The organism is Bradyrhizobium sp. AT1 (genome assembly GCF_001590795.1).
Classification (GTDB): Bacteria; Pseudomonadota; Alphaproteobacteria; order Rhizobiales; family Xanthobacteraceae; genus Bradyrhizobium.
Genome location: NZ_JXDL01000001.1, coordinates 592480 through 609694, shown reverse-complemented (window position 1 = coordinate 609694; position 17215 = coordinate 592480). Strand labels below are relative to the sequence as shown.

The window sequence follows — 17215 nt, the reverse complement described above, 5'->3', positions numbered from 1 at the left end:
TCTTATCAAGCGCTAATGCGCTGCGCTCGGCAATTTTTTCCGACCTTCGCATATCACAATCCTGCAATGCCTCCTCCCCATTGACGCCCCATTCAGAAGCATCAATGGATGTGCGAATGCGACTCAAGGTGATGCGGCGGCTGTGCTTGAGTTCAGTAGTAAACCAGAGGGGATGGCCATGACCGAAGACGAAGAACGCAAAGCCCGTGAGCGCGATGAGATCGCCGCCCGTGTCGCCGCCTTCCGTGCCACGCAGGAAAAATTCAAGCGCGAGCGCGAAGAGTATTTCGTGTCGACGCTGGAGAACGCCCGCAAGGTCGAACGGCCCTCGCTTTGGCCGTAAGACATCTCTGATCGACGCGCATGAAAAAAGCCCGGAGCATCGCTCCGGGCTTTTCGCTTGTCAGGCGTTACCAATGGCGCCAGTGTTACCAATGGCGCCAGTGGTGATGGTGCCGGTAGTACGGTCCGCCGCCGTAATAAGCGTAGGGGCCAGACCCGTAATAGTAGCCGGGCTGCTCGTAATAGCCGTAGCGCGGACCGTAATAGCCGTACGGATGCGATGCTGCGACCGCGCCCGCGGTGATCGCGCCGGCGGCGAGACCGAATGCGAGGCCCGGGCCGATGCCGCGACCGCGCGCCTCGGCGGGCGCCGGGGCTGCAACCGCGGTCACGCCGACGGCTGCGACGGTGGCCAGAACTGCCAGTGTCTTCTTCATGCTCTCCTCCTTCGCGTCATGCGGAGATAACGACGGGCGCCTGCGATGGTTGCGCGCAGGGTGCGGAACCGGCCGCTGCAAAAAAAGCCGTTGGTGCCGGAACGAAATCGCCGGGCGCGCATTGTCACCTCAAGTGCGGGAGCCTCCGCCATCCGGGTTGAGGCAACGGCACGAAGCCCCGTCCGCATCTCCGCGATGCTGGCGGGGTTTTCAGTTTCGAGGGAGCAGATGGCAGCACACGACGATGTCTGCCAGCGGGGCAAATGATCGAGGAGGACGTGTTGCCCTTATCTGCTTTGCTCGCCCGTATCCGCAAGCTGGTTCCCAGATCCGACGATCAGCATTACGACGAGATCGTTCGCAGCTTCGGAATCGGCACCCTGCACCCGCCTCCAACGCCGATGACAGACCGCGAGCTGGCACGGGCCATCGCCGAGTTCCTGAAAGAGCAGCCGTCGAGCCAATCCGTTGCGACCCTCGGGCGCCGGCTGGATCCCTCGTCCCCGGTTTGAGTTCTTCCCGGAGAGCAGGGAACCAGGATTGCGCGCGGACGTTGAGTTTCTTCACCAAGACCGGAAGAGGCCGACATGCCCGCGTGGCTCGAAGTCCTGCTCAACCTGTCCGGCTATGCCGGCTTCGTGGCGCTTGCCTCGCGCGGCACCGCGGGCTCGCAGGTGCCGGCCGACGATCGCATTTGCGGCGATGAGCGCTAGTTGACGTGCGCCGCTTCAGTTGGCGTGAGCCGCCTGGCCCGCCGTGCGCACCAGCCGGTCGGCCTTGACCGCAACGCGTGTGTCCTCGACCTGCGGCCGCAGCGAAAAGCTGATCACCACGAACGCGAGACAGAATAGCGTGCCGACCACGGCGACGCGCCGATAGGTGTGCCGGTCGCCTTGGTAGAAGGAGGGCTCTGAAAAAGGTGTCATGACAAAATGGCTTCTTGGCAAAGTCGTTCTTGCTTGTCGTTGCCAGACACCTATCCCAAGCAGCGGCAAGCGCAACGCGATTGGGCTTTTAACCTAACCGAATAGGGTTATCGGCTTCCGCGCAAACATTCGTTAGGAGTTTGCCGCGCGCCTTTCGATCACGGCGAGCCGCTTTCCATATCGCGAAGCAGAGTTGCGCAGCTTGCCGACCGGCTATGTTCCAGCTTCGACGCCATTTCGTTCTCGAAGAACGAATCGGAATCGAAGAAACCGGCAGAGAGCAGGACTTAACAAAACGTGCAGGGAATGCGCACCATGGTCCGATCACGTCGAATCGGGCGCCCCCTCATCGCGAGACGCAGCATCAGCAGATGTCGATCCCGGCGGCTGCACTTGCGGCACCGACGGCTTGGCTTTGCGCAAACGCGGGTGCCGATCGTACCAGAACACTTTGGCGATCTCGGCGAGAAACCAGCACTCATCCATGTCGCTCTCCTCGCCCACTCCTTAGCGAAGCGGCGTGGATGGGACTGTGCGAAGCCTCACGCTGTCTCGTTCTGACACGCGCGGCGGCATCGCCGCCGGCAAGCGCAACATGTTCTGCATCCGACTCCATTTCGTTCTCGAAGAACGAATCGGAGTCGGAAAAATCGGCGCGGAGCGATTCCTAACGATCGATGAAAGCGCGCGACGCGACGTCTTCAACGCTTCGCGGCACCATCTTCGGCGACAGGAATTTCGAGACGACCGCGAACACGATGACGATCTCGCGGCAAGGTTCACATCGAAAACTCTTGGCGGAGATCGCCGTCATCGGATTGGCGCATCGCGGGCATGTCATGCAGGCGAACGCCGATGGTACATGTTCGGTCCAAGACGTCGGCGGCGAACGCTGGCGGGTGATCCGGGAAGCCCGCCCAAGCAGGCTTCAGCTGTCAGCCCCACCCGCTGCAAGAGCCGTCCAGTCAAGCCGCCCGCTTCGCTTTGCCCTTCGGCGAGAAGCATTCCAGGATCTGGATGCGGAGCTCTTCTGCGGCGGGGCCCTCGAGCTTCCTGAGCTCGTTCCAGAGCCTGATCACTTCACGCTGCTTTTCGACGGTCATGAGTCACCTCCAAGCGATTGACCTTAAGGCGCCTCACTAGAACAAAATGAGAACAAAAAGTCCAGCCCTCGCCGGCGATTTCCCTGGCATGTCGCGTTGAACCTTTTCGGCGGCGCGCGAACCTATGGGAGCTGGGGATTTCAGCGCCCAGTGATATCGCAGCGCCGCGGTGGACGAACATATTCCGTCGCCGCGGCGCTGTTGCTTTTTGGATTTTCAACTTTAAGTTAGGCGTACGGCTGGCGGCCAGGCGCTGAAATCCCAACGCCGTCAGCCAGAAGAGCCCCGTGCGAAAGCGCGGGGTTTTTCTTGTGCGGCCGTCGCTGGCTGCCAGATGCGCGGGGCGTGGCCTTCGGGAACGAATTTTTCCGCTTTCGCATTGACCGGCCGCATGAAAGCGGTGCCGTCCGTTGCGCGATCCCGCGTCAGCTCCGGACGCCCTGCACCGCGCTGTTCACGCGCGAGGCGCCGATGGTCTGCGAGTTCTGTGAGAGCGAGATCCCGATCGGACTTTCGGTCTGCCCGGCTTGCGGGAAACCGCAGAGCGCGCCCGGACAGGCCGATCGGCGCTCTCTGTGGTTTGTCCTGATCGTCGTGGTGATGTTCGGCATCGCCGTCGCCGAGCACCACCTTGTCTTCAGCCGCTGATCGTTGCGCCGCCTTGCGAAAACGCCGGCGGCAACGCGTTGCGCCTTAGACGGCGTCCTTGGCCACCTTCAGCGGCGAGGCCTTGACCGATTTGCTCGCGGGCTTCGCCGCAAACTGCATCGGCTCCTTGGTGAAGGGATTGACGCCCATGCGGGCTTCGGTCGCCGGCTTGTTCACGACCGACATCTTCACGAAGCCGGGAATGACGAACTCGCCGGACTCGTTGAGCTCCTTGTAGCCGACGGTGGCCATGTACTCGATCACCGACTTCACGTCGTTCTTCGAAAGCTGCGTGCCCTCGGCAATTGCATCAATCAATTGGGTCTTCGTCATCTTCGCCATGTCTGAATTCCTTTTGTGCGCGCGAGCAACTTTCGCTGTGGACGCGGCCTGAAGCGCGGGGACGCGCTGCTGATTTCATGCCAGAGGTCATGAAGTGACGGGGCTTAGAACCCATCGAGGCCGAAAACGCAAGCAGGGGTTCTGCGGGGTTCCCCGCTTCCTGTGCAAGATGCCGCAGGACATACCGTTGGCCTTTTTGAACCATTCGGCGGCTGGCGCGTCTTATCATTGAAGTCCCCAAGCTTCACCCCACCAGAAGGCCCCGCTTCCCCCAGGCGGGGTTTTCGCTTTTCGGGACATGGCAGAACGCCCGGGTTGATATAATGGTCTGACGGTTTCCCGTGGGGTGCTCATGAAGGTCGCTATCGTCGTCGCAGGTTTGATCGTTGTTGTCGTGGCGGCCCTCGTCGCGATCCAGCCGAGCTTCCTGAAGCCCGCGTCCCTCGCCCTCGTGAAGAAGTCCGACATCTTCGGCTTCTCGCCCGGAATGACGTTCGAGGAGGCCAGCAAGCTCGTCAGTCAGCGCCACTATCTCTGCCGCCAGAGCCGCGGCTCGCACACGCTGGAATGCGACATCAACGGCGCCAAGGTGACGATCGACAGCGACGAGGCCGACGCCAGACACCCGATCTGGCGCGTCAATGCGACGTTGAACAATCCGGGGGCGGAGGAAGCTGCCGTCAAATCGATCTCCGACCAGTTCAACGCGCAAGCCCTCAAGGACCGGGAGGGATGGACCTGGATCGTCGGACGCGGGCTCAAGCTGAGCTATGACGGCCTCGCCTTGAACCTCGTGGACGAGGCCGCGGCGGCCCGGCTCCGCAAGGAGGACGCAAAGCGCTAGAGCGTGACGTCACCTCAGCGTGAAACTTGTGGGTCGGCTTGCGTTGTTGACACTTCAGTAACCCAACGCCGCCAAGCTCCGATCAGTATCGTTGCGTTGGAGTATCCCCAAAGTGCTGGATTTTAACGAGCTGCGTGAACTCGCGGCTGATGTTCGTGTCTTCGTCGACGTCGCCGAGGACAAGGCCGAAGCGCTCAGAGCCGTCATCGCGGCCTATGACGTGGTTCTGGGGATCTTCCCCACTGACGAGGGCATGGGCCTTCACGTCATCAAGGGCGGCGAGATCCTGGACAAGATTGCAAAATCACGCAGCCACGCGATCTACAGCCACACGGCCATCGCGGTCCCCGACCTGCAGCACGCCCAGGCGCTGAAGCTGCTGACGGCACCGGTCGAGCAACGGATTGCGGCCTAAAGCGCGCTGCGCCCTGTTCCGGATCCTGCTTGGGCGGCGTCGGCCTCGGCTGTCGTCCGCTGGGACTGCCGAGGTCCTATCCGCGGAGCCGATTCAAGACCTGGAGCGGGATCCATGATCCCAGCACCAAGAGAAGCGCGATAGCCGCGACCACGACATATTTCAGGGGATGTTGCCAGGAGGCGAGCGAACCTTCGAGGTGAAAGTGAGGGAGCGCGGCCTCCATGGCCATTCCGATCAGGGCCACCGCCGTCAGGCCGCCAACAGCTGATGCGAAGAGGTTGACGATCCACCCCATGACGCCACGCCCGTTCGACCAGGCCTCGTAAATCGCGACCGCCAGCATCACGACGACGAAGACCAGCATGAAGCTCATCGAGCCGCCGACGCTCGACGTCGAGCCGAAGACCTCCAGCAGCAGCATCGCCGCGATCGCAAGCAATGTGATCGTCTTCACGACACCCCCTCGTCAGCGCTCCAGCAAGAACACCGCAGAGCCGATCACGATACAGCCGAGGCCGAAGGCAGCCGTCGCGATTTCGACGGCGTTTTCCCGGCCGAACAGCCTGACGACGGCGCTGCATGCGACTGACAGATGATCCACGACCGCGTTGGGCAAGACTTGAAACATAAGAATAGGTCGCGCCATCGGAGTTGCGGTTCGGCGACAGTGGATTAAATCTAGCCGCTGTCGCCCTCCCATCACGATTTCCTCGGCGTGATCGCGCCGAGGCAGCCGCCAACCGCCAGGAGAGCGAAGAGAGGTGCGCTGAGATATCCGCCGCGCAGAGCCTGTAGGCCGGCAAGACCAAGCAAGGCGATGGTGGCGTATCGCATGACACACTCCTTGTCGGAGCGTGCCGATATCGGCGCGCCTGCGCTGTGACCGGCATCACGATCGTCTCAAAACAACGCGCTGAAACTGCAACAGTCGACGCCACAGCTCCCTACGGAATATCCCCGGTCTTCCGGCTGCTCCCAATCGAGACCGGCTTGTTCAGGAAATACTCGCGGTTGCCGGTTGCGGCTTCCGCATACTGGTCGATGGCCACGATGATGGCCTGGACGTGGGCATAGCACCACCCTTCCCGCGTCGCCCTGCGGCGAACGTCCTCGAGCGCGGTCAGGAAAGGCGACAGCTCTCTCTCGTCGTCGAACCATCGCCTGCTCACCATGTCCTCCCGCCCAGCACCCTGCCCCTGCTCTGGCGCGGCTGCGCAACCTTCAGCGCGTCCCGCTCGACGCAAAGACCTTCGACCTTCGCCTCCATCCGCGACAGCAGCGCCTCAGCCGAGGCCGTGCCGATGCCCGCACGTTGCAGCTGGAGGATCTCCTTCCTCTGCCTGCCGATCTGGATGCGCATCCGTTCGATTTCCTGCCTGACAGTGTCCAGGTCCGGCATTGTTCCGCCTCGCGATTTGAATAGGAAGCCATGAGAACAAAAACGGAACGACGAGTCGAGTCCGACGTTATACGGAGACGGAAAAGGAGATCTGCGATGGCCGACAATACTCAAAAGGACCCGAAAAACTGGGTTTCCGGGGACGATCCGATGACGGGAGCCCAGGAATCCTACCTCAAGACCCTCGCCGAGCAGGCCCACGAGAGCCCGCCCGAAGACGAGCTGACCAAGGCCGAGGCCTCCGAGCTGATCGACAAGATGCGGCAAAAGGCCGGGCTGGAGGACTGACCCGTACGATTGCGGCACCCGGCCGCCGTGTGTATGCAAACGAAATTGGGAATCGAAAATGCCTTATTTCGTTTGCGCCCGCGACGGAGCGGGCCAGATCATTTTGAAACGAGACACCAAGGAAGCGGCCGAGAAGAAGGCCGCCGAGCTCCGCGACATGGGCTATTTCGAAGTCGAGATCATCGCGAAGGGTGAAGAGAAGGCGGCGTGAAGCTCGTCTGATCCGCCTTCGCGCTGCTCACATCGAGCCGGCGCATCATGCTTCCCTCAACACTTTATAAGCGCTGAGAATGACGAAAGCGCCCAGACCATAGGTAAGTGCGTTCACAACCCAAGAAATGGCGATGCCGAGGAAGCTGGATCCTGCGACCGCGCCCCAGAAAAAATACGCCGCGGTGATGCCCGGCCACTCCAGCCAAAGAAACGCGAAGTCGGTCAGCGGCTCCAGGACAAGGAGCACCCCCGAGATCAGCGCCCCGATGGCCAAAGCCAGGGCGAGGGATATCTTCACGGAGAGCATCAAAGACCCAGCAGGCCGGAGATAGCAGGAATGAGGAAAAAGGCGGCGGTCCCGAGCAGAAGGCCGACGACAAGGCGTGCAGTGCGGCTGTGAATCTTCGTATCGAGCCACGCACAGATGGCCACCGCAGCCTGCCTCAGCCAGCTCCCCACGAGGGCCCTGACGAGATCAAACAGAAGTTCTGCGAAGAATGCGGCCATGGCGTTTGGTCGGCGCCGCCGCTGGCCGGGTTCAAGTGCCGACGGTTTGGCCTATCTGGGCGGAGATACCGCGCAAGCGGGACTGCCGTAGAACGAGCCGTGAGGTCGCTGGCCAGTTCACCGAGACTGCAGCGTCGCTCTGTAACCGACGTCTGCAAGCGACTTAGCATCCGCCATCCTGTTCGATCGACTTCATCGGCAAGGGCGAAGGGCGAGAGCGATCGAAGGCCTGCGCCGCTGGACTGCACTTCCCGAATAACACAAGATAGTTTCAGTGCAGCAGATAGGCCGGCGCCAGCGTGAGTTAAATGCGCCGCAATAAAATTCAGAAACCGGCAGGGAGGAACGATGCAGCGAAAAAGAAGCGTGGCCCTTGATGATGCGATGGCTTGCCTGCCTTTAGTAGCTGCCATCTTGGTCATAGCGATCTCGCCGGCACGCGGCGACGATTCTGCCAACATACTGCCTGCACTCAAATGCACTGACCTGAGCGGCTGGAAGATGCCGGGATCGACGGCAACAGTCACCAAGGCCGAGGTGGTGCCGGAGGCGCCGCCGGGGACCGTGCAACCGTCGCCGCCGGCGCCGGCCACAATATCGGTGGCGCTGCCGCCGAACTGCCGCGCCGATGGCGTGATCGATCAGCGCGTCGGCGTCGAGGGCAAGTCCTACGCGATCGGCTTTGCCGTTGCCCTGCCCGATCGCTGGAATGGTCGGTTTTTGTTTCAGGGCGGCGGCGGTTTGAACGGCTCGATCCGGCCGCCGCTGGGTTACCAGGCGGCCGGCGAGGTTCCGGCGTTGGCGCGCGGCTTTGCCGTGGTCTCGACCGATAGCGGTCATCAAGGCGCGGTGTTCGATGCCTCGTTCCTGAAGGACCAGGAAGCCGCGCTCAACTTCGCCAATGCATCCGTCGGCAAGGTGACGATGGCCGCCAAGGCGATCGTCGCGCATTACTATGGCCAGCCCGCAAAGCGTTCCTATTTCACGGGGTGCTCGACCGGGGGCCGCGAAGGCATGCTGGCGTCGGCCCGCTATCCCGAACAATTCGACGGCATCGTCGCCGGCGCGCCTGCGATGCGCACCGGCAACTCCAATATCGGTCTCGCCTGGGCCAACGCTGCCTTCAGCCAGGTCGCGCCGAAAGATCCATCCGGCAAGCCGGAGCCCGCCAAGACGTTTTCCGCGGCCGAGCGCAAGCTGGTCACGAACGCGATCCTCGATGCCTGCGACGCCAAGGACGGCGTCGGGGATGGCCTGATCTTCGACGGCAAGGCCTGTCAATTCGATCCCGCGGTCCTCACCTGCAACGGCGACAAGACGGATAACAAGACGGATTCCTGCTTGGCGCCGCCGCAGGTCGATGCCCTGAAGAAGGCTTTTGCCGGCCCGAAGAATTCACGCGGCACGCAGGTCTACCCGCCATTCCCGTGGGACAGCGGCGTGGCCGCCGAAGGCGTTGCCATTCCCGGCATCCTGACAACAGGCGCGCGCAGTCCGGTCGGACCGCCAGTTTGGGACAGCATCGACGTCGATCAACTCGAAGACCGCGTCAACGCGAGCGGGATGGATCGCCTCACCAACACCGCCTACTGGACCAACCTTTCGAGCTACTTCAGCCATGGCGGCAAGCTGCTGTTTTACCACGGCGTGAGCGACCCCTGGTTCTCGGCGCTCGACACCGTGAATTACTACGAGCGAATGGCGATGGATTCCGGCGGCATGGAATTGGTGCGGGAGAAATCGAGCCGGGCCTTCCTGGTGCCCGGCATGGGTCACTGCTCGAGCGGCACAACGCTCGATCGTTTCGATCTCCTCAGCGCGGTCGTGAACTGGGTGGAAGACGGCAAGGCGCCCGATGCGGTGGTCGCGACGGGACCAGCCTTTCCCGGCCGCAGCCGACCGCTTTGCGCCTATCCGCAACATGCGCAGTACAAGGGCCAAGGCGATCCGGAGAGCGCGGCGAGTTTTGAGTGCAAGTAGGGACTATCTGCAGCGCAGTTGAGTGCAGTAGCACCGCAATTGCGGTCATCGCGGTATCTCGATCGGGCAAACGCAAGCCGCTACGAGGCTCCGCACGCTCAGCGCGTCGGCGCCGCGGGCCCCGGCAACCCTTGCGCTCGTCATTCAATTGAATTACATTGCTATATCGCATCCGAAGAGGCGAACATGGCCGCAAATGCCCTTGTCCAAACCCGCATCGACGCCGAAGTCCGTGATCGCGCCTCCGCCGTCCTTGAGGAGATGGGGCTAACGGTATCGGACGCGGTTCGCATCCTGCTGACCCGGACCGCCAATGAGGGCGCGCTACCGCTCGAACTCGTCACGAACAGCAAGGCTCATGACGACTGGTTCCGCGCAAAGGTTATGGCGGCGCTGAACGATACCCGACCCGATGTTTCCGACGAACAGGCTGAAGCGCATTTCGCAAAGCGGCGCGCGGCGGCTCGGCGCAGGGCGGACGAACCAAAGTCGTGAAGCTCGTCTGGTCCGCCTTCGCGCTGTCGGACCGCGACGGCATCTTCACCCACATCGTGGCTGAAAATCCTCGGGCAGCCATAGCGCTCGACGAGCGGATCGCTGCCGCTGCGCATCGACTTGTCGAGTTTCCCGAGAGTGGGCGGCCTGGACGTGTGGCCGGCACACGCGAGCTCGTCATTGTCGGTACGCCTTATGTCGCGGCCTATGCCGTAACGGAAAGCTCGATCCGGATATTGCGCATCCTCCACGGCGCCCAGAAGTGGCCCGATGAGCTTCCCGGAGATGAATAATTGTTGCGCTCCAAACCATGATGGGTTTCTCAAGTCCTCTACCCATCTACGAGCTTTCAACAAGCGATCACGCAATCAACGCAAAACGGCAGCTTGAATGAAAACCGCACTTGTCTTCGGCGCAACCGGCTTCATCGGCTCGCATCTGCTGCGCGACCTGTTGGACAGTTCCGACTATTCGCGGGTTGTCGCGGTGGCCCGCAAGCCGCTGGCGGTGAGCCATCCGAAGCTCACGGCGCTGATCGGCGATCTCGCTTCCCTGCCCGCACTCAAGCCGCAATTGGTTGCGGACGAAATCTTCATCGCTCTGGGGACAACGCGCAAGCACACGCCCGACGAGGCTGAGTATTACAAGATCGATCACGATTATCCGGTGTTGGCGGCCCAGATCGCCAGGGCGAACGGCGCGCGGTCGGTGTTTCTGGTCACGGCCGTCGGCGCCAACGCGGCTTCCAGCGTGTTCTATCTCAGGACCAAGGGCGAGGTGGAGCGGGACATTCTCTCGCTCGATTTCGAGCACACGCATATTTTCCGCCCGTCGATGATCCTCGGCGCGCGCGACGAGGACCGCCCGCGTGAACGCCTCATCATCGCAATATGGGGCGCGCTCAATCCGCTGCTCGTTGGCCCGGCCGACCGGTATCGCGGGCTCACCGGAAACGACATCGCGCACGCCATCGCCAAAGCCGCGCGGCATCAAACCGAGAAGGTGCGGACCTATCATTGGAAAGAGATGGCGGCACTACTCGGAACTTGATGCAGCTAGTAGGATGGTAGAGCGAAGCGAAACCCATCGAGGGCCTCCGTTGCGTGACGAAACATGATGGGTTTCGCGAGTGCTCTACCCATCCTACGAGCTGTCACCGTAACTCGTACAGTGCTGGACCGTCACAGCAATCCTTGATCTGCCGCAAGGCGGCTTCCGATACACGGATAAAATGGCCTCCCAAGGCGGCGATTCTCGTCCGCACCGGCATGGGGGCCGGTTCGATGGCGAAGGCAATCTACTCCAGCGATCTCAAGGAAATCTCGGAGCATCTCGTCGACGGCGACGAGAGCGCACTCGATCTCGGGTTCGAGGCGCTTCCCAAGCAGGAACCGACGATCGAGGAGTCCAAGCAGCAAGGCAGCCCGCTCCCGCAGATCACTCTGGAGCGGATGGAGACCCACACGGTTCAGGAGATGGCCGCGAAGGACCGCCTCGCCTGGTATCAGCGAAAGCTCGGTGGCTACATTGCCCAGATCAACGCAAGCGCCAGGTCTCAAATGATTCCGCCGGACCTGTTGGCCGTCGTCGTCCTCAACGAGCTCGCGCAGATCAACTGGATCGACGAGTTGCAGGAAGCCTGGAAGATCAACGGCTCGATCGGCATCGCCCAAATCCAGGTCGACACGGCATTGGCGCACGGGTTGACCAGCGAGCCCGGCGACGACGAGCTGGTGAACCGGCAGGCGGCGGAACGACATGCGCTGGATCTGGAAATGGCAAAATATCCGGATCCGCCACCGCGAAAGACGCTTGCGGAATACAAGGCACTCGCAAGCTGGAATCTGTGCTTCGAAAGACTTCGGACACCCCAGTACGCGATCGAAGCCGCCGCGCGGGAGATCAGACGCCTGCTGAAGGAGATGGCCGACCACAAGGACAGTCCCTGGCAAAAACGCCTGGATTTCAGCCTGCCTTCGATCGACGATCTCACGTCGACGGACGACGCATATTTCTACGTGAAGGGAACGTCATTATCGGACAAGGCCCGCAACCTCGCGCAGCTCGTCGCCGCCGCGTACAATTCGCCTGGTATCGTGGCTGCCGTCGACGAGAACAGCATTACACCTGGCGCGGAAGGATTTCGCTACCCGGGAGCCGTCATTCACGGGAACAATGCCTGGGAATTGATGAAAGAGATATTCGCCTTGACGCGCCGATCCCGGAATGAGCTTCTGTTGGATTCGAGTTGGGCCGGGAGGGTCGTGGCGATCGGCGACATCTTCCGCTACAGCAAGGACAACGTTACCGCACCGGAATACTCGAGCGCGCTGGAGCGGCGTGCGGTCATCAAGCGACATGGCAAGATTCGCATCGTCGCGACCGCGCGCAATATCCGCGTCGCAACGCTCAAGCACAATTTCCTCGCCGATTTCTACGAGCGAAGCGAAGATGAGATTTCGGACGATATGGTTCCAAAAGTCGGCCCCATCACGATCCGGGTCTACTCCGAGATGATATGCCGGCTGCAGGAGGGATTCACGAACGCGACCAGCAACGTCTACGATGACTTCATAGAGCCGCTCGCACATCAGTACACGGTAGATTGGAGCGACTATGAAAAGCTGCCGCCGCACCTGCTGCTCGTAGAAGGCGGCTACGCCGTCAACCTGTCTATCGATACCGAGCAACTATCGAACACAGTCGTGGCGCTGAAGGCATCGCGGCCGGACCTCGAGGTCGACGACGAACTGGACTTGGAGATCTGCTGGTACATATCGGCCAGGGACATGCTCGGGGAGAAAAGCGAATTCTGCATCGCCAATTGGTCCGAGCACTTTCTGATGAGTGTGGCCTAGAATGCAGTCTAGCACTGTCACCGCAATTATCGTATCTCACTTCAGAAGTGCAGTTCAGTGCATTATTTAGCTCATCTCACTCATCCGCCGACGGCGCTCGCGCGTGTGATGGCGGCACTGCTTCGAACGTGATGCAGCTCGAGCCGAACCGACACCTCTCACGCACACATTTGCCTGGGCCCCCTGCCCCTCGTCCCACTTTCCTGCTATCTCTCCCCGCGCCGGCCCAGCCGACCCAAAAACCCTCCACCCCCAGGGAGCAACAACCATGCGATACCTCCACACCATGCTGCGCGTGCGCAATCTCGATGTCGCGCTGAAATTCTATGTCGATGCTTTCGGGCTGAAGGAGGTGCGGCGGATCGAGAACGACAAGGGGCGGTTCACGCTCGTCTTCCTGTGCTCGGCCGACGATCTCGAGGGGCTGAAGAAGCAGCCGCAAACGCGCGGCGCGCCGTTGGTCGAGCTCACCTGGAATTGGGACGAGGAGAAGTACGGCGAGGATCGCTTCTTCGGCCATCTCGCCTATGAGGTCGATGACATCTACGCCACCTGCGAGAGGCTGCAGAAGGCCGGCGTCACCATCAACCGTCCCCCACGCGACGGCAACATGGCCTTCGTTCGCTCGCCGGACCTGCACTCGATCGAGCTGCTGCAGAAGGGTGAGCCGAAGCCGCCGCAGGAGCCGTGGTTGTCGATGCCCAACACCGGCCATTGGTAGGCGCGCGACTGGAACAAGCCCTCGCCGCCCGCGTTCACTCCTCGACAATCCGATTGGAGGAGGAAACCATGGGACGCGGAATTCTGTTGTGGCTGCTGGGTGTGCCGATCCCGGTGATCATTCTATTGTGGCTGTTCTTCGGCCGCTGAGCGACGGGATCAAAGACTTCCTTGCCATGAAAGCTCCGCCGCGTGCGGAGCTTTTTGCATGAGAGGCGCGCCGCAATCGCACATCGCTCCCCGCGCCGAATTCCGCTATCACCCGCGGCAAGGTGGATTTGTAGCCCGCATGGAGCGCAGCGGAATGCGGGGCGCCGGCCCCGGATTGCGCTTCGCTCCATCCGGGCTACGCCACCACCGAACAATGCGGGGAGACGCTCCATGCCTGACACCAAGCTGACGATCTGGGGCCGCGCCAATTCGGTCAACGTGCAGAAAGTGCTGTGGTGCCTCACCGAGCTCGCTTTGCCCTATGAGCGCATCGACGCCGGCATGAGTTACGGCAAGACGCGCGAGGCCGAGTATCTCGCGATGAACCCCAATGCGCGGATCCCGACGCTGGTCGAGGGTGACTTCGTGCTGTGGGAGTCCAACTCGATCATGCGCTATCTCTGCCTCGCGCATGGACGCGGCACGCCGATCTATCCCGAAGCGCCGAAGCTGCGCGCCTCGGTCGACCGCTGGCTCGACTGGACGCTGTCGACGGTGCAGCCGGTCGACCGCCCGGTGTTCTGGGGCATCGTGCGCACCGCACCCGCCGAGCGCGACATGATCCAGGTGCAGCGCGATGCCGATGCCGCCGCCGAGGTCTGGGCCATCGCCGACCGCCTGCTCTCCTCCCGCCGCTTCATGGAGGGCGATGCATTCACGCTCGCCGACATCGCGCTCGGCTCCTATGCGCGGCGCTGGCTCGGCGTCGAGGGCATCTCCCGGCCGGCGCAGCCGCATCTGACCCGCTGGCTCGCCGAGCTCGGCAAGCGGCCCGGATTTGCCCAACATGTCGCACCGCCGATGTCGTGAGTCGGTGGCGCGGCGTAAGCTGCGGTGAAAGCACGAAGAATCCGCGTTTCGGCGCAGGCGAGGAGCGTCAGCCCGGCACTTGACGGCTACTGTGCATGGGGTTGTTTTCGCGTTTTTTGCCTTTGGCCTAGCGCCAGCCGCGCTCGACCAGCAGCACGCCGACGATCAGCACCAGCGTCACCGCCGCGGTCGCAAGCCGCGCCGTCCAGCTCATGCCGCGGCCGACCCACCACAGCAACGCGCAGTACATCAGGACGGGAACGATGAGGTCGAGCCGCAGCAGATCCGCCGGCATGGCCGCTAGCGCCTCACGGTGGTGTCGATGCTGATCGAGCCGCCGATCTTCACGCAGGTCCCAGTGCCCTCGACCATGACGAAGCGCGGGCCGTACGTCGCGCAGGAGCCCGCGCGTGCCTTGCCGGGCGCTCCCTTCAGCGGAACGGTCGTGCCCGCCTGAGTCCGCTCGGCTGGCGGCAGACGCAGGGCTTCCGCGGCGGCGGCGGATGTGGTCAGCAGCGAGATCAGGATGAGGAGCGGCGTGCGCATGGCGGCGTTCTAGCCCGGACCGGCGCTGCGCGCCATCGGGGTGGCCGTGGCCGCGATCAGATGAACTTGATGCCGGCCGATTTGCCGCGGCGCCAGACCACCTGGCAGCTCCGCCCGGTGCGCGCATCGCGCGCGAAGGCGAGCCGGATCACGCCCGGCAGCTGGCTGGCGTCCTCGTCCAGCGTGATCTTGGCGCCCGAATCCGAGATGTCCTGGACCAGGCAATGCCGCGCGGCGAATCCGCCGTCGAGCGTGATCCAGGCGTGCTGCGACAGCAGCTTGCGGGCTGCGCGCTTTTTCGGCGGTGGCATAGGTGAAAGATCTCCCACTCCAGCGCTACGCAGGGAACCCTAAGAAACCGTTGAAATCGCCACGGAATGCTCTTTGGGCCGGCGCTGTCCACCGGGGTCAAAAGACCGGTCGGAACGGCTTGCCCGAAGCCGGAAAGGCCACTATACGTTCGCCCGCTGCAGCCGCCGGGCCCTGTTCGGCCGGCCAGCGGCCGTGTCGATCAAACGGTCCTGTGTTTGCTCCCTTCGTCTATCGGTTAGGACGCCACCCTTTCACGGTGGAGAGAGCGGTTCGATTCCGCTAGGGAGCGCCAGTGCGCACGCGACGGCCGCCAGGCGGGCGTTGTCCTGTGCCGGCAAGCGGCAGCTTCAAGATCGTTCTCAGTGACGTCATCGGCCACGCGCAATCCAGTTCGGTGTCCTGGCCCTGCCGGAATTTCTTTAGCCGCCCTGCCCGCTGTTGGTTCACCGCGCGCCCAATGATGGTGTTGTGAGCGGGCCTGCAGCAAAAAGGGTCGTCTTGCCGCGCTATTCGCGTTGGGAGCGAGGCGCGCATTTACCAGAAATTTACCCCTGCTCCTGAGCGCTGGTATCATTTGCTTAGAATTTGATTGCTACCGTGGAATTACGGAAACGATCCCAAACCACGATTGGCGCGCATGTCCGTCACCGAGTTCCTCAGGCAACGAGCAGTGGAAGTCAGCGTGGCCGGCAGCTACTCGCTGCCGCGTTGGTACGATTGCGAGGGCAAGCTGCGCACCTTCGCCTGCCGGACCAAGCGCGTCTCGCCGTTCCGCATGATCGTGGACGTGCCTGTCGTCGGCAAGGTCGGCGAGCGCGTGACCTCCTACTTCCAGGATTTCGGCGAATTCCAGTGCACCATCAGCGCGACGCTGAAGGCGGGCTTCCTGATGGAGCTCGACATGACGCGGGCGCGGCGCGCCTGGATGTCGGAAAAGCTGACCTGGCTGGAGAAGAAGAAGAAGGACGACAGCGTCAAGGAGCTGCGGCGCGACGCCCGTTTCGTTCCGCAGGTCTCCCACACCTTCCTGACCCTCGCCGACGGCAGTACCCATCCCTGCTTCATCATCGACGTCTCCACGGCCGGCGTTGCGATCTCCTGCGAGTACGACCCGCCGGTCGGAACCCCGCTTGCGGTCGGCGCCTGTGTGGGCCGGGTTATCCGCAAATTCGACAACGGCTTCGCGGTCAAATTCGCCGAAAAGCAGTCGCGGGATGATCTGGTCCGCCTGATCGTGCGCTCGCCCCTGGCGCAGTCGGCCTGAGCCGGACCGGCATCCTCCGCGCGGTCGCCGGCATCCTCCGGTCGTCCCGCCTCCGCGACGCTGCCCTATCGCGGCCCCATTGCGGGATCAGCTTTTGACGGTCCGTGCCGCGCGCCGGACCTGATGTGCGGACTTGCGATCGGGGGACCGGATGGCAGTCGACAATATCTCGCTTGAAACGATCAAGGTTGAAAAGATCAAGGTTGATAAGATCACCTGGGACAGGGTCGGCCGGGTCACCGAGCCCGGACGCTACATGTACACGTTCGGCTGGCTCACCATCACCGCCGGCGACCTGGAAATCTGGAGGCTCTACCCCCAGGCCGCGTTCACGCTGCTGGTGCAACCGGGCGGCCCGGACGCGTCCTCTGGCGAGGAATTCCATCTCGGCGCCTTCGACGTCGCCCCCAGCGCGCCGCCGCCGTTCACCACGCACTGAAGGCGGAAAACGCCGGCCGTTGCGGGAACGCATGGCACGGGCGTTGCTTTATCATCGCCATGATGCACATCCCCGCCGTGGACCAGGCCTTCCTGCTGTTGCTCATCGTCTTCTGCCTCGGCACGTGCCTCGTACGTGCCTTCTGGCAGCTGGAGCAGACTCGGACCCGCCGGA

31 protein-coding genes, 1 tRNA gene and 1 pseudogene are annotated in these 17215 nt (G+C 62.5%); 19 read left to right on the top strand and 14 right to left on the bottom strand.

All coding sequences use genetic code 11. The annotated features are described in order from the left end of the window. Positions 1–178: 178 nt before the first annotated feature. Positions 179–343 carry a hypothetical protein gene (locus SE92_RS35545; RefSeq protein WP_162832225.1) on the top strand — a complete coding sequence of 55 codons (165 nt, stop codon included), beginning with the start codon at positions 179–181 and terminating at the stop codon, positions 341–343. An 85-nt stretch (positions 344–428) separates the two neighbouring features. On the opposite strand, the gene SE92_RS02920 is transcribed toward SE92_RS35545, so the two are convergent. Beyond that, entirely contained in the window at positions 429–719 is a 291-nt protein-coding gene (locus tag SE92_RS02920; RefSeq protein ID WP_063194386.1) for a hypothetical protein, read from the bottom strand. A 263-nt stretch (positions 720–982) separates the two neighbouring features. Between SE92_RS02920 and SE92_RS02915 the strand changes: the two genes are divergently transcribed. Then, the gene (locus SE92_RS02915) at positions 983–1231 is read left to right on the top strand and encodes a hypothetical protein (protein WP_245324426.1); all 249 of its coding nucleotides are present in this window, start codon (positions 983–985) and stop codon (positions 1229–1231) included. Positions 1232–1306: 75 nt separating this feature from the next. Beyond that, positions 1307–1432, top strand: coding sequence for a hypothetical protein (locus SE92_RS37340; protein WP_157095031.1), 126 nt, complete (start codon positions 1307–1309; stop codon positions 1430–1432). Between the two features lie 15 nt (positions 1433–1447). Here the strand turns inward: SE92_RS37340 and SE92_RS02910 are convergent, their stop codons facing one another. From SE92_RS02910 to SE92_RS36440, 3 genes are all read right to left on the bottom strand, one after another. Then, positions 1448–1645 carry a hypothetical protein gene (locus SE92_RS02910; protein ID WP_063194385.1) on the bottom strand — a complete coding sequence of 66 codons (198 nt, stop codon included), beginning with the start codon at positions 1643–1645 and terminating at the stop codon, positions 1448–1450. 667 nt (positions 1646–2312) lie between these two features. Next, on the bottom strand, positions 2313–2459 hold the full coding sequence (locus SE92_RS37005; RefSeq protein ID WP_157095029.1) for a hypothetical protein: 147 nt from the start codon (positions 2457–2459) through the stop codon (positions 2313–2315). Positions 2460–2610: 151 nt separating this feature from the next. Next, positions 2611–2748: a hypothetical protein gene (locus SE92_RS36440; protein WP_198172535.1), complete on the bottom strand. Its 138-nt coding sequence runs from the start codon at positions 2746–2748 to the stop codon at positions 2611–2613. 345 nt (positions 2749–3093) lie between these two features. Between SE92_RS36440 and SE92_RS02905 the strand changes: the two genes are divergently transcribed. Beyond that, a complete protein-coding gene (locus SE92_RS02905) occupies positions 3094–3396 on the top strand; it encodes a hypothetical protein (RefSeq protein ID WP_063194384.1) in 303 nt (100 codons plus the stop codon). 45 nt (positions 3397–3441) lie between these two features. Here SE92_RS02905 and SE92_RS02900 read toward each other — a convergent pair whose 3' ends face one another. Further along, complete coding sequence (locus SE92_RS02900; RefSeq protein ID WP_018323108.1) at positions 3442–3738, bottom strand: HU family DNA-binding protein; 297 nt, start codon at positions 3736–3738, stop codon at positions 3442–3444. A gap of 352 nt (positions 3739–4090) precedes the next feature. Here SE92_RS02900 and SE92_RS02895 point away from each other — a divergent pair, with 352 nt between their 5' ends. Together SE92_RS02895 and SE92_RS02890 are read left to right on the top strand one after the other, a co-directional pair. Continuing rightward, positions 4091–4582 carry a hypothetical protein gene (locus tag SE92_RS02895; protein ID WP_063194383.1) on the top strand — a complete coding sequence of 164 codons (492 nt, stop codon included), beginning with the start codon at positions 4091–4093 and terminating at the stop codon, positions 4580–4582. A 112-nt stretch (positions 4583–4694) separates the two neighbouring features. Continuing rightward, on the top strand, positions 4695–4997 hold the full coding sequence (locus SE92_RS02890; protein ID WP_063194382.1) for a hypothetical protein: 303 nt from the start codon (positions 4695–4697) through the stop codon (positions 4995–4997). 76 nt (positions 4998–5073) lie between these two features. On the opposite strand, the gene SE92_RS02885 is transcribed toward SE92_RS02890, so the two are convergent. The 4 genes from SE92_RS02885 to SE92_RS02875 all read right to left on the bottom strand — a co-directional run bounded on the left by SE92_RS02885 (position 5074) and on the right by SE92_RS02875 (position 6399). After that, a complete protein-coding gene (locus SE92_RS02885) occupies positions 5074–5454 on the bottom strand; it encodes a hypothetical protein (RefSeq protein WP_063194381.1) in 381 nt (126 codons plus the stop codon). Positions 5455–5466: 12 nt separating this feature from the next. Next, complete coding sequence (locus SE92_RS35530; RefSeq protein ID WP_198172534.1) at positions 5467–5616, bottom strand: hypothetical protein; 150 nt, start codon at positions 5614–5616, stop codon at positions 5467–5469. A gap of 328 nt (positions 5617–5944) precedes the next feature. Further along, on the bottom strand, positions 5945–6172 hold the full coding sequence (locus SE92_RS02880) for a hypothetical protein (RefSeq protein WP_063194380.1): 228 nt from the start codon (positions 6170–6172) through the stop codon (positions 5945–5947). Next, on the bottom strand, positions 6166–6399 hold the full coding sequence (locus SE92_RS02875; RefSeq protein ID WP_063194379.1) for a hypothetical protein: 234 nt from the start codon (positions 6397–6399) through the stop codon (positions 6166–6168). The genes SE92_RS02880 and SE92_RS02875 overlap by 7 nt, the downstream gene beginning before the upstream one ends. Positions 6400–6495: 96 nt before the next feature. On the opposite strand from SE92_RS02875, the gene SE92_RS02870 reads away from it, so the two are divergent. Both SE92_RS02870 and SE92_RS35525 read left to right on the top strand, forming a co-directional pair. Continuing rightward, positions 6496–6687: a DUF3072 domain-containing protein gene (locus SE92_RS02870; protein ID WP_063194378.1), complete on the top strand. Its 192-nt coding sequence runs from the start codon at positions 6496–6498 to the stop codon at positions 6685–6687. A 58-nt stretch (positions 6688–6745) separates the two neighbouring features. Then, a complete protein-coding gene (locus SE92_RS35525; protein WP_157095024.1) occupies positions 6746–6898 on the top strand; it encodes a hypothetical protein in 153 nt (50 codons plus the stop codon). A gap of 45 nt (positions 6899–6943) precedes the next feature. Here the strand turns inward: SE92_RS35525 and SE92_RS02865 are convergent, their stop codons facing one another. Together SE92_RS02865 and SE92_RS02860 are read right to left on the bottom strand one after the other, a co-directional pair. Then, complete coding sequence (locus SE92_RS02865; RefSeq protein ID WP_063194377.1) at positions 6944–7207, bottom strand: hypothetical protein; 264 nt, start codon at positions 7205–7207, stop codon at positions 6944–6946. Continuing rightward, a complete protein-coding gene (locus SE92_RS02860; RefSeq protein ID WP_063194376.1) occupies positions 7207–7407 on the bottom strand; it encodes a hypothetical protein in 201 nt (66 codons plus the stop codon). The genes SE92_RS02865 and SE92_RS02860 overlap by 1 nt, the downstream gene beginning before the upstream one ends. Before the next feature lie 348 nt (positions 7408–7755). On the opposite strand from SE92_RS02860, the pseudogene SE92_RS37510 reads away from it, so the two are divergent. The 8 genes and pseudogenes from SE92_RS37510 to SE92_RS02825 all read left to right on the top strand — a co-directional run. Further along, positions 7756–8841: pseudogene (locus tag SE92_RS37510) on the top strand (tannase/feruloyl esterase family alpha/beta hydrolase); the annotation flags it as partial. 6 nt (positions 8842–8847) lie between these two features. Then, entirely contained in the window at positions 8848–9387 is a 540-nt protein-coding gene (locus tag SE92_RS37505) for a tannase/feruloyl esterase family alpha/beta hydrolase (protein ID WP_502686791.1), read from the top strand. Between the two features lie 186 nt (positions 9388–9573). Beyond that, on the top strand, positions 9574–9882 hold the full coding sequence (locus tag SE92_RS02850) for a type II toxin-antitoxin system RelB/DinJ family antitoxin (RefSeq protein WP_063194374.1): 309 nt from the start codon (positions 9574–9576) through the stop codon (positions 9880–9882). Next, the gene (locus SE92_RS02845; RefSeq protein WP_063194373.1) at positions 9879–10175 is read left to right on the top strand and encodes a type II toxin-antitoxin system RelE/ParE family toxin; all 297 of its coding nucleotides are present in this window, start codon (positions 9879–9881) and stop codon (positions 10173–10175) included. The genes SE92_RS02850 and SE92_RS02845 overlap by 4 nt, the downstream gene beginning before the upstream one ends. Before the next feature lie 97 nt (positions 10176–10272). Next, positions 10273–10932, top strand: a complete 660-nt coding sequence (locus SE92_RS02840) for an oxidoreductase (RefSeq protein WP_063194372.1) — start codon at positions 10273–10275, stop codon at positions 10930–10932. Positions 10933–11165: 233 nt separating this feature from the next. Next, complete coding sequence (locus tag SE92_RS02835; RefSeq protein ID WP_063194371.1) at positions 11166–12740, top strand: hypothetical protein; 1575 nt, start codon at positions 11166–11168, stop codon at positions 12738–12740. Positions 12741–13008: 268 nt separating this feature from the next. Continuing rightward, positions 13009–13461 (top strand): VOC family protein, encoded by a 453-nt coding sequence (locus SE92_RS02830; RefSeq protein ID WP_063194370.1) that lies wholly within the window; start codon positions 13009–13011, stop codon positions 13459–13461. 380 nt (positions 13462–13841) lie between these two features. Further along, positions 13842–14480: a glutathione S-transferase family protein gene (locus SE92_RS02825; protein WP_063194369.1), complete on the top strand. Its 639-nt coding sequence runs from the start codon at positions 13842–13844 to the stop codon at positions 14478–14480. A 127-nt stretch (positions 14481–14607) separates the two neighbouring features. On the opposite strand, the gene SE92_RS35515 is transcribed toward SE92_RS02825, so the two are convergent. The 3 genes from SE92_RS35515 to SE92_RS02815 are packed head-to-tail and all read right to left on the bottom strand — an operon-like array spanning position 14608 to position 15337. Next, the gene (locus tag SE92_RS35515) at positions 14608–14775 is read right to left on the bottom strand and encodes a hypothetical protein (protein ID WP_157095017.1); all 168 of its coding nucleotides are present in this window, start codon (positions 14773–14775) and stop codon (positions 14608–14610) included. Positions 14776–14780: 5 nt separating this feature from the next. After that, complete coding sequence (locus tag SE92_RS02820; protein WP_063194368.1) at positions 14781–15026, bottom strand: hypothetical protein; 246 nt, start codon at positions 15024–15026, stop codon at positions 14781–14783. Positions 15027–15082: 56 nt separating this feature from the next. Then, positions 15083–15337, bottom strand: coding sequence for a PilZ domain-containing protein (locus SE92_RS02815; protein WP_018323099.1), 255 nt, complete (start codon positions 15335–15337; stop codon positions 15083–15085). A 218-nt stretch (positions 15338–15555) separates the two neighbouring features. Here SE92_RS02815 and SE92_RS02810 point away from each other — a divergent pair. From SE92_RS02810 to SE92_RS36435, 3 genes are all read left to right on the top strand, one after another. Next, positions 15556–15630 (top strand) — tRNA-Glu (locus SE92_RS02810). A gap of 345 nt (positions 15631–15975) precedes the next feature. Then, positions 15976–16602 (top strand): PilZ domain-containing protein, encoded by a 627-nt coding sequence (locus SE92_RS02805; protein ID WP_063194367.1) that lies wholly within the window; start codon positions 15976–15978, stop codon positions 16600–16602. A 151-nt stretch (positions 16603–16753) separates the two neighbouring features. Continuing rightward, positions 16754–17041 carry a hypothetical protein gene (locus SE92_RS36435; protein WP_502686746.1) on the top strand — a complete coding sequence of 96 codons (288 nt, stop codon included), beginning with the start codon at positions 16754–16756 and terminating at the stop codon, positions 17039–17041. Positions 17042–17215: the final 174 nt, after the last annotated feature.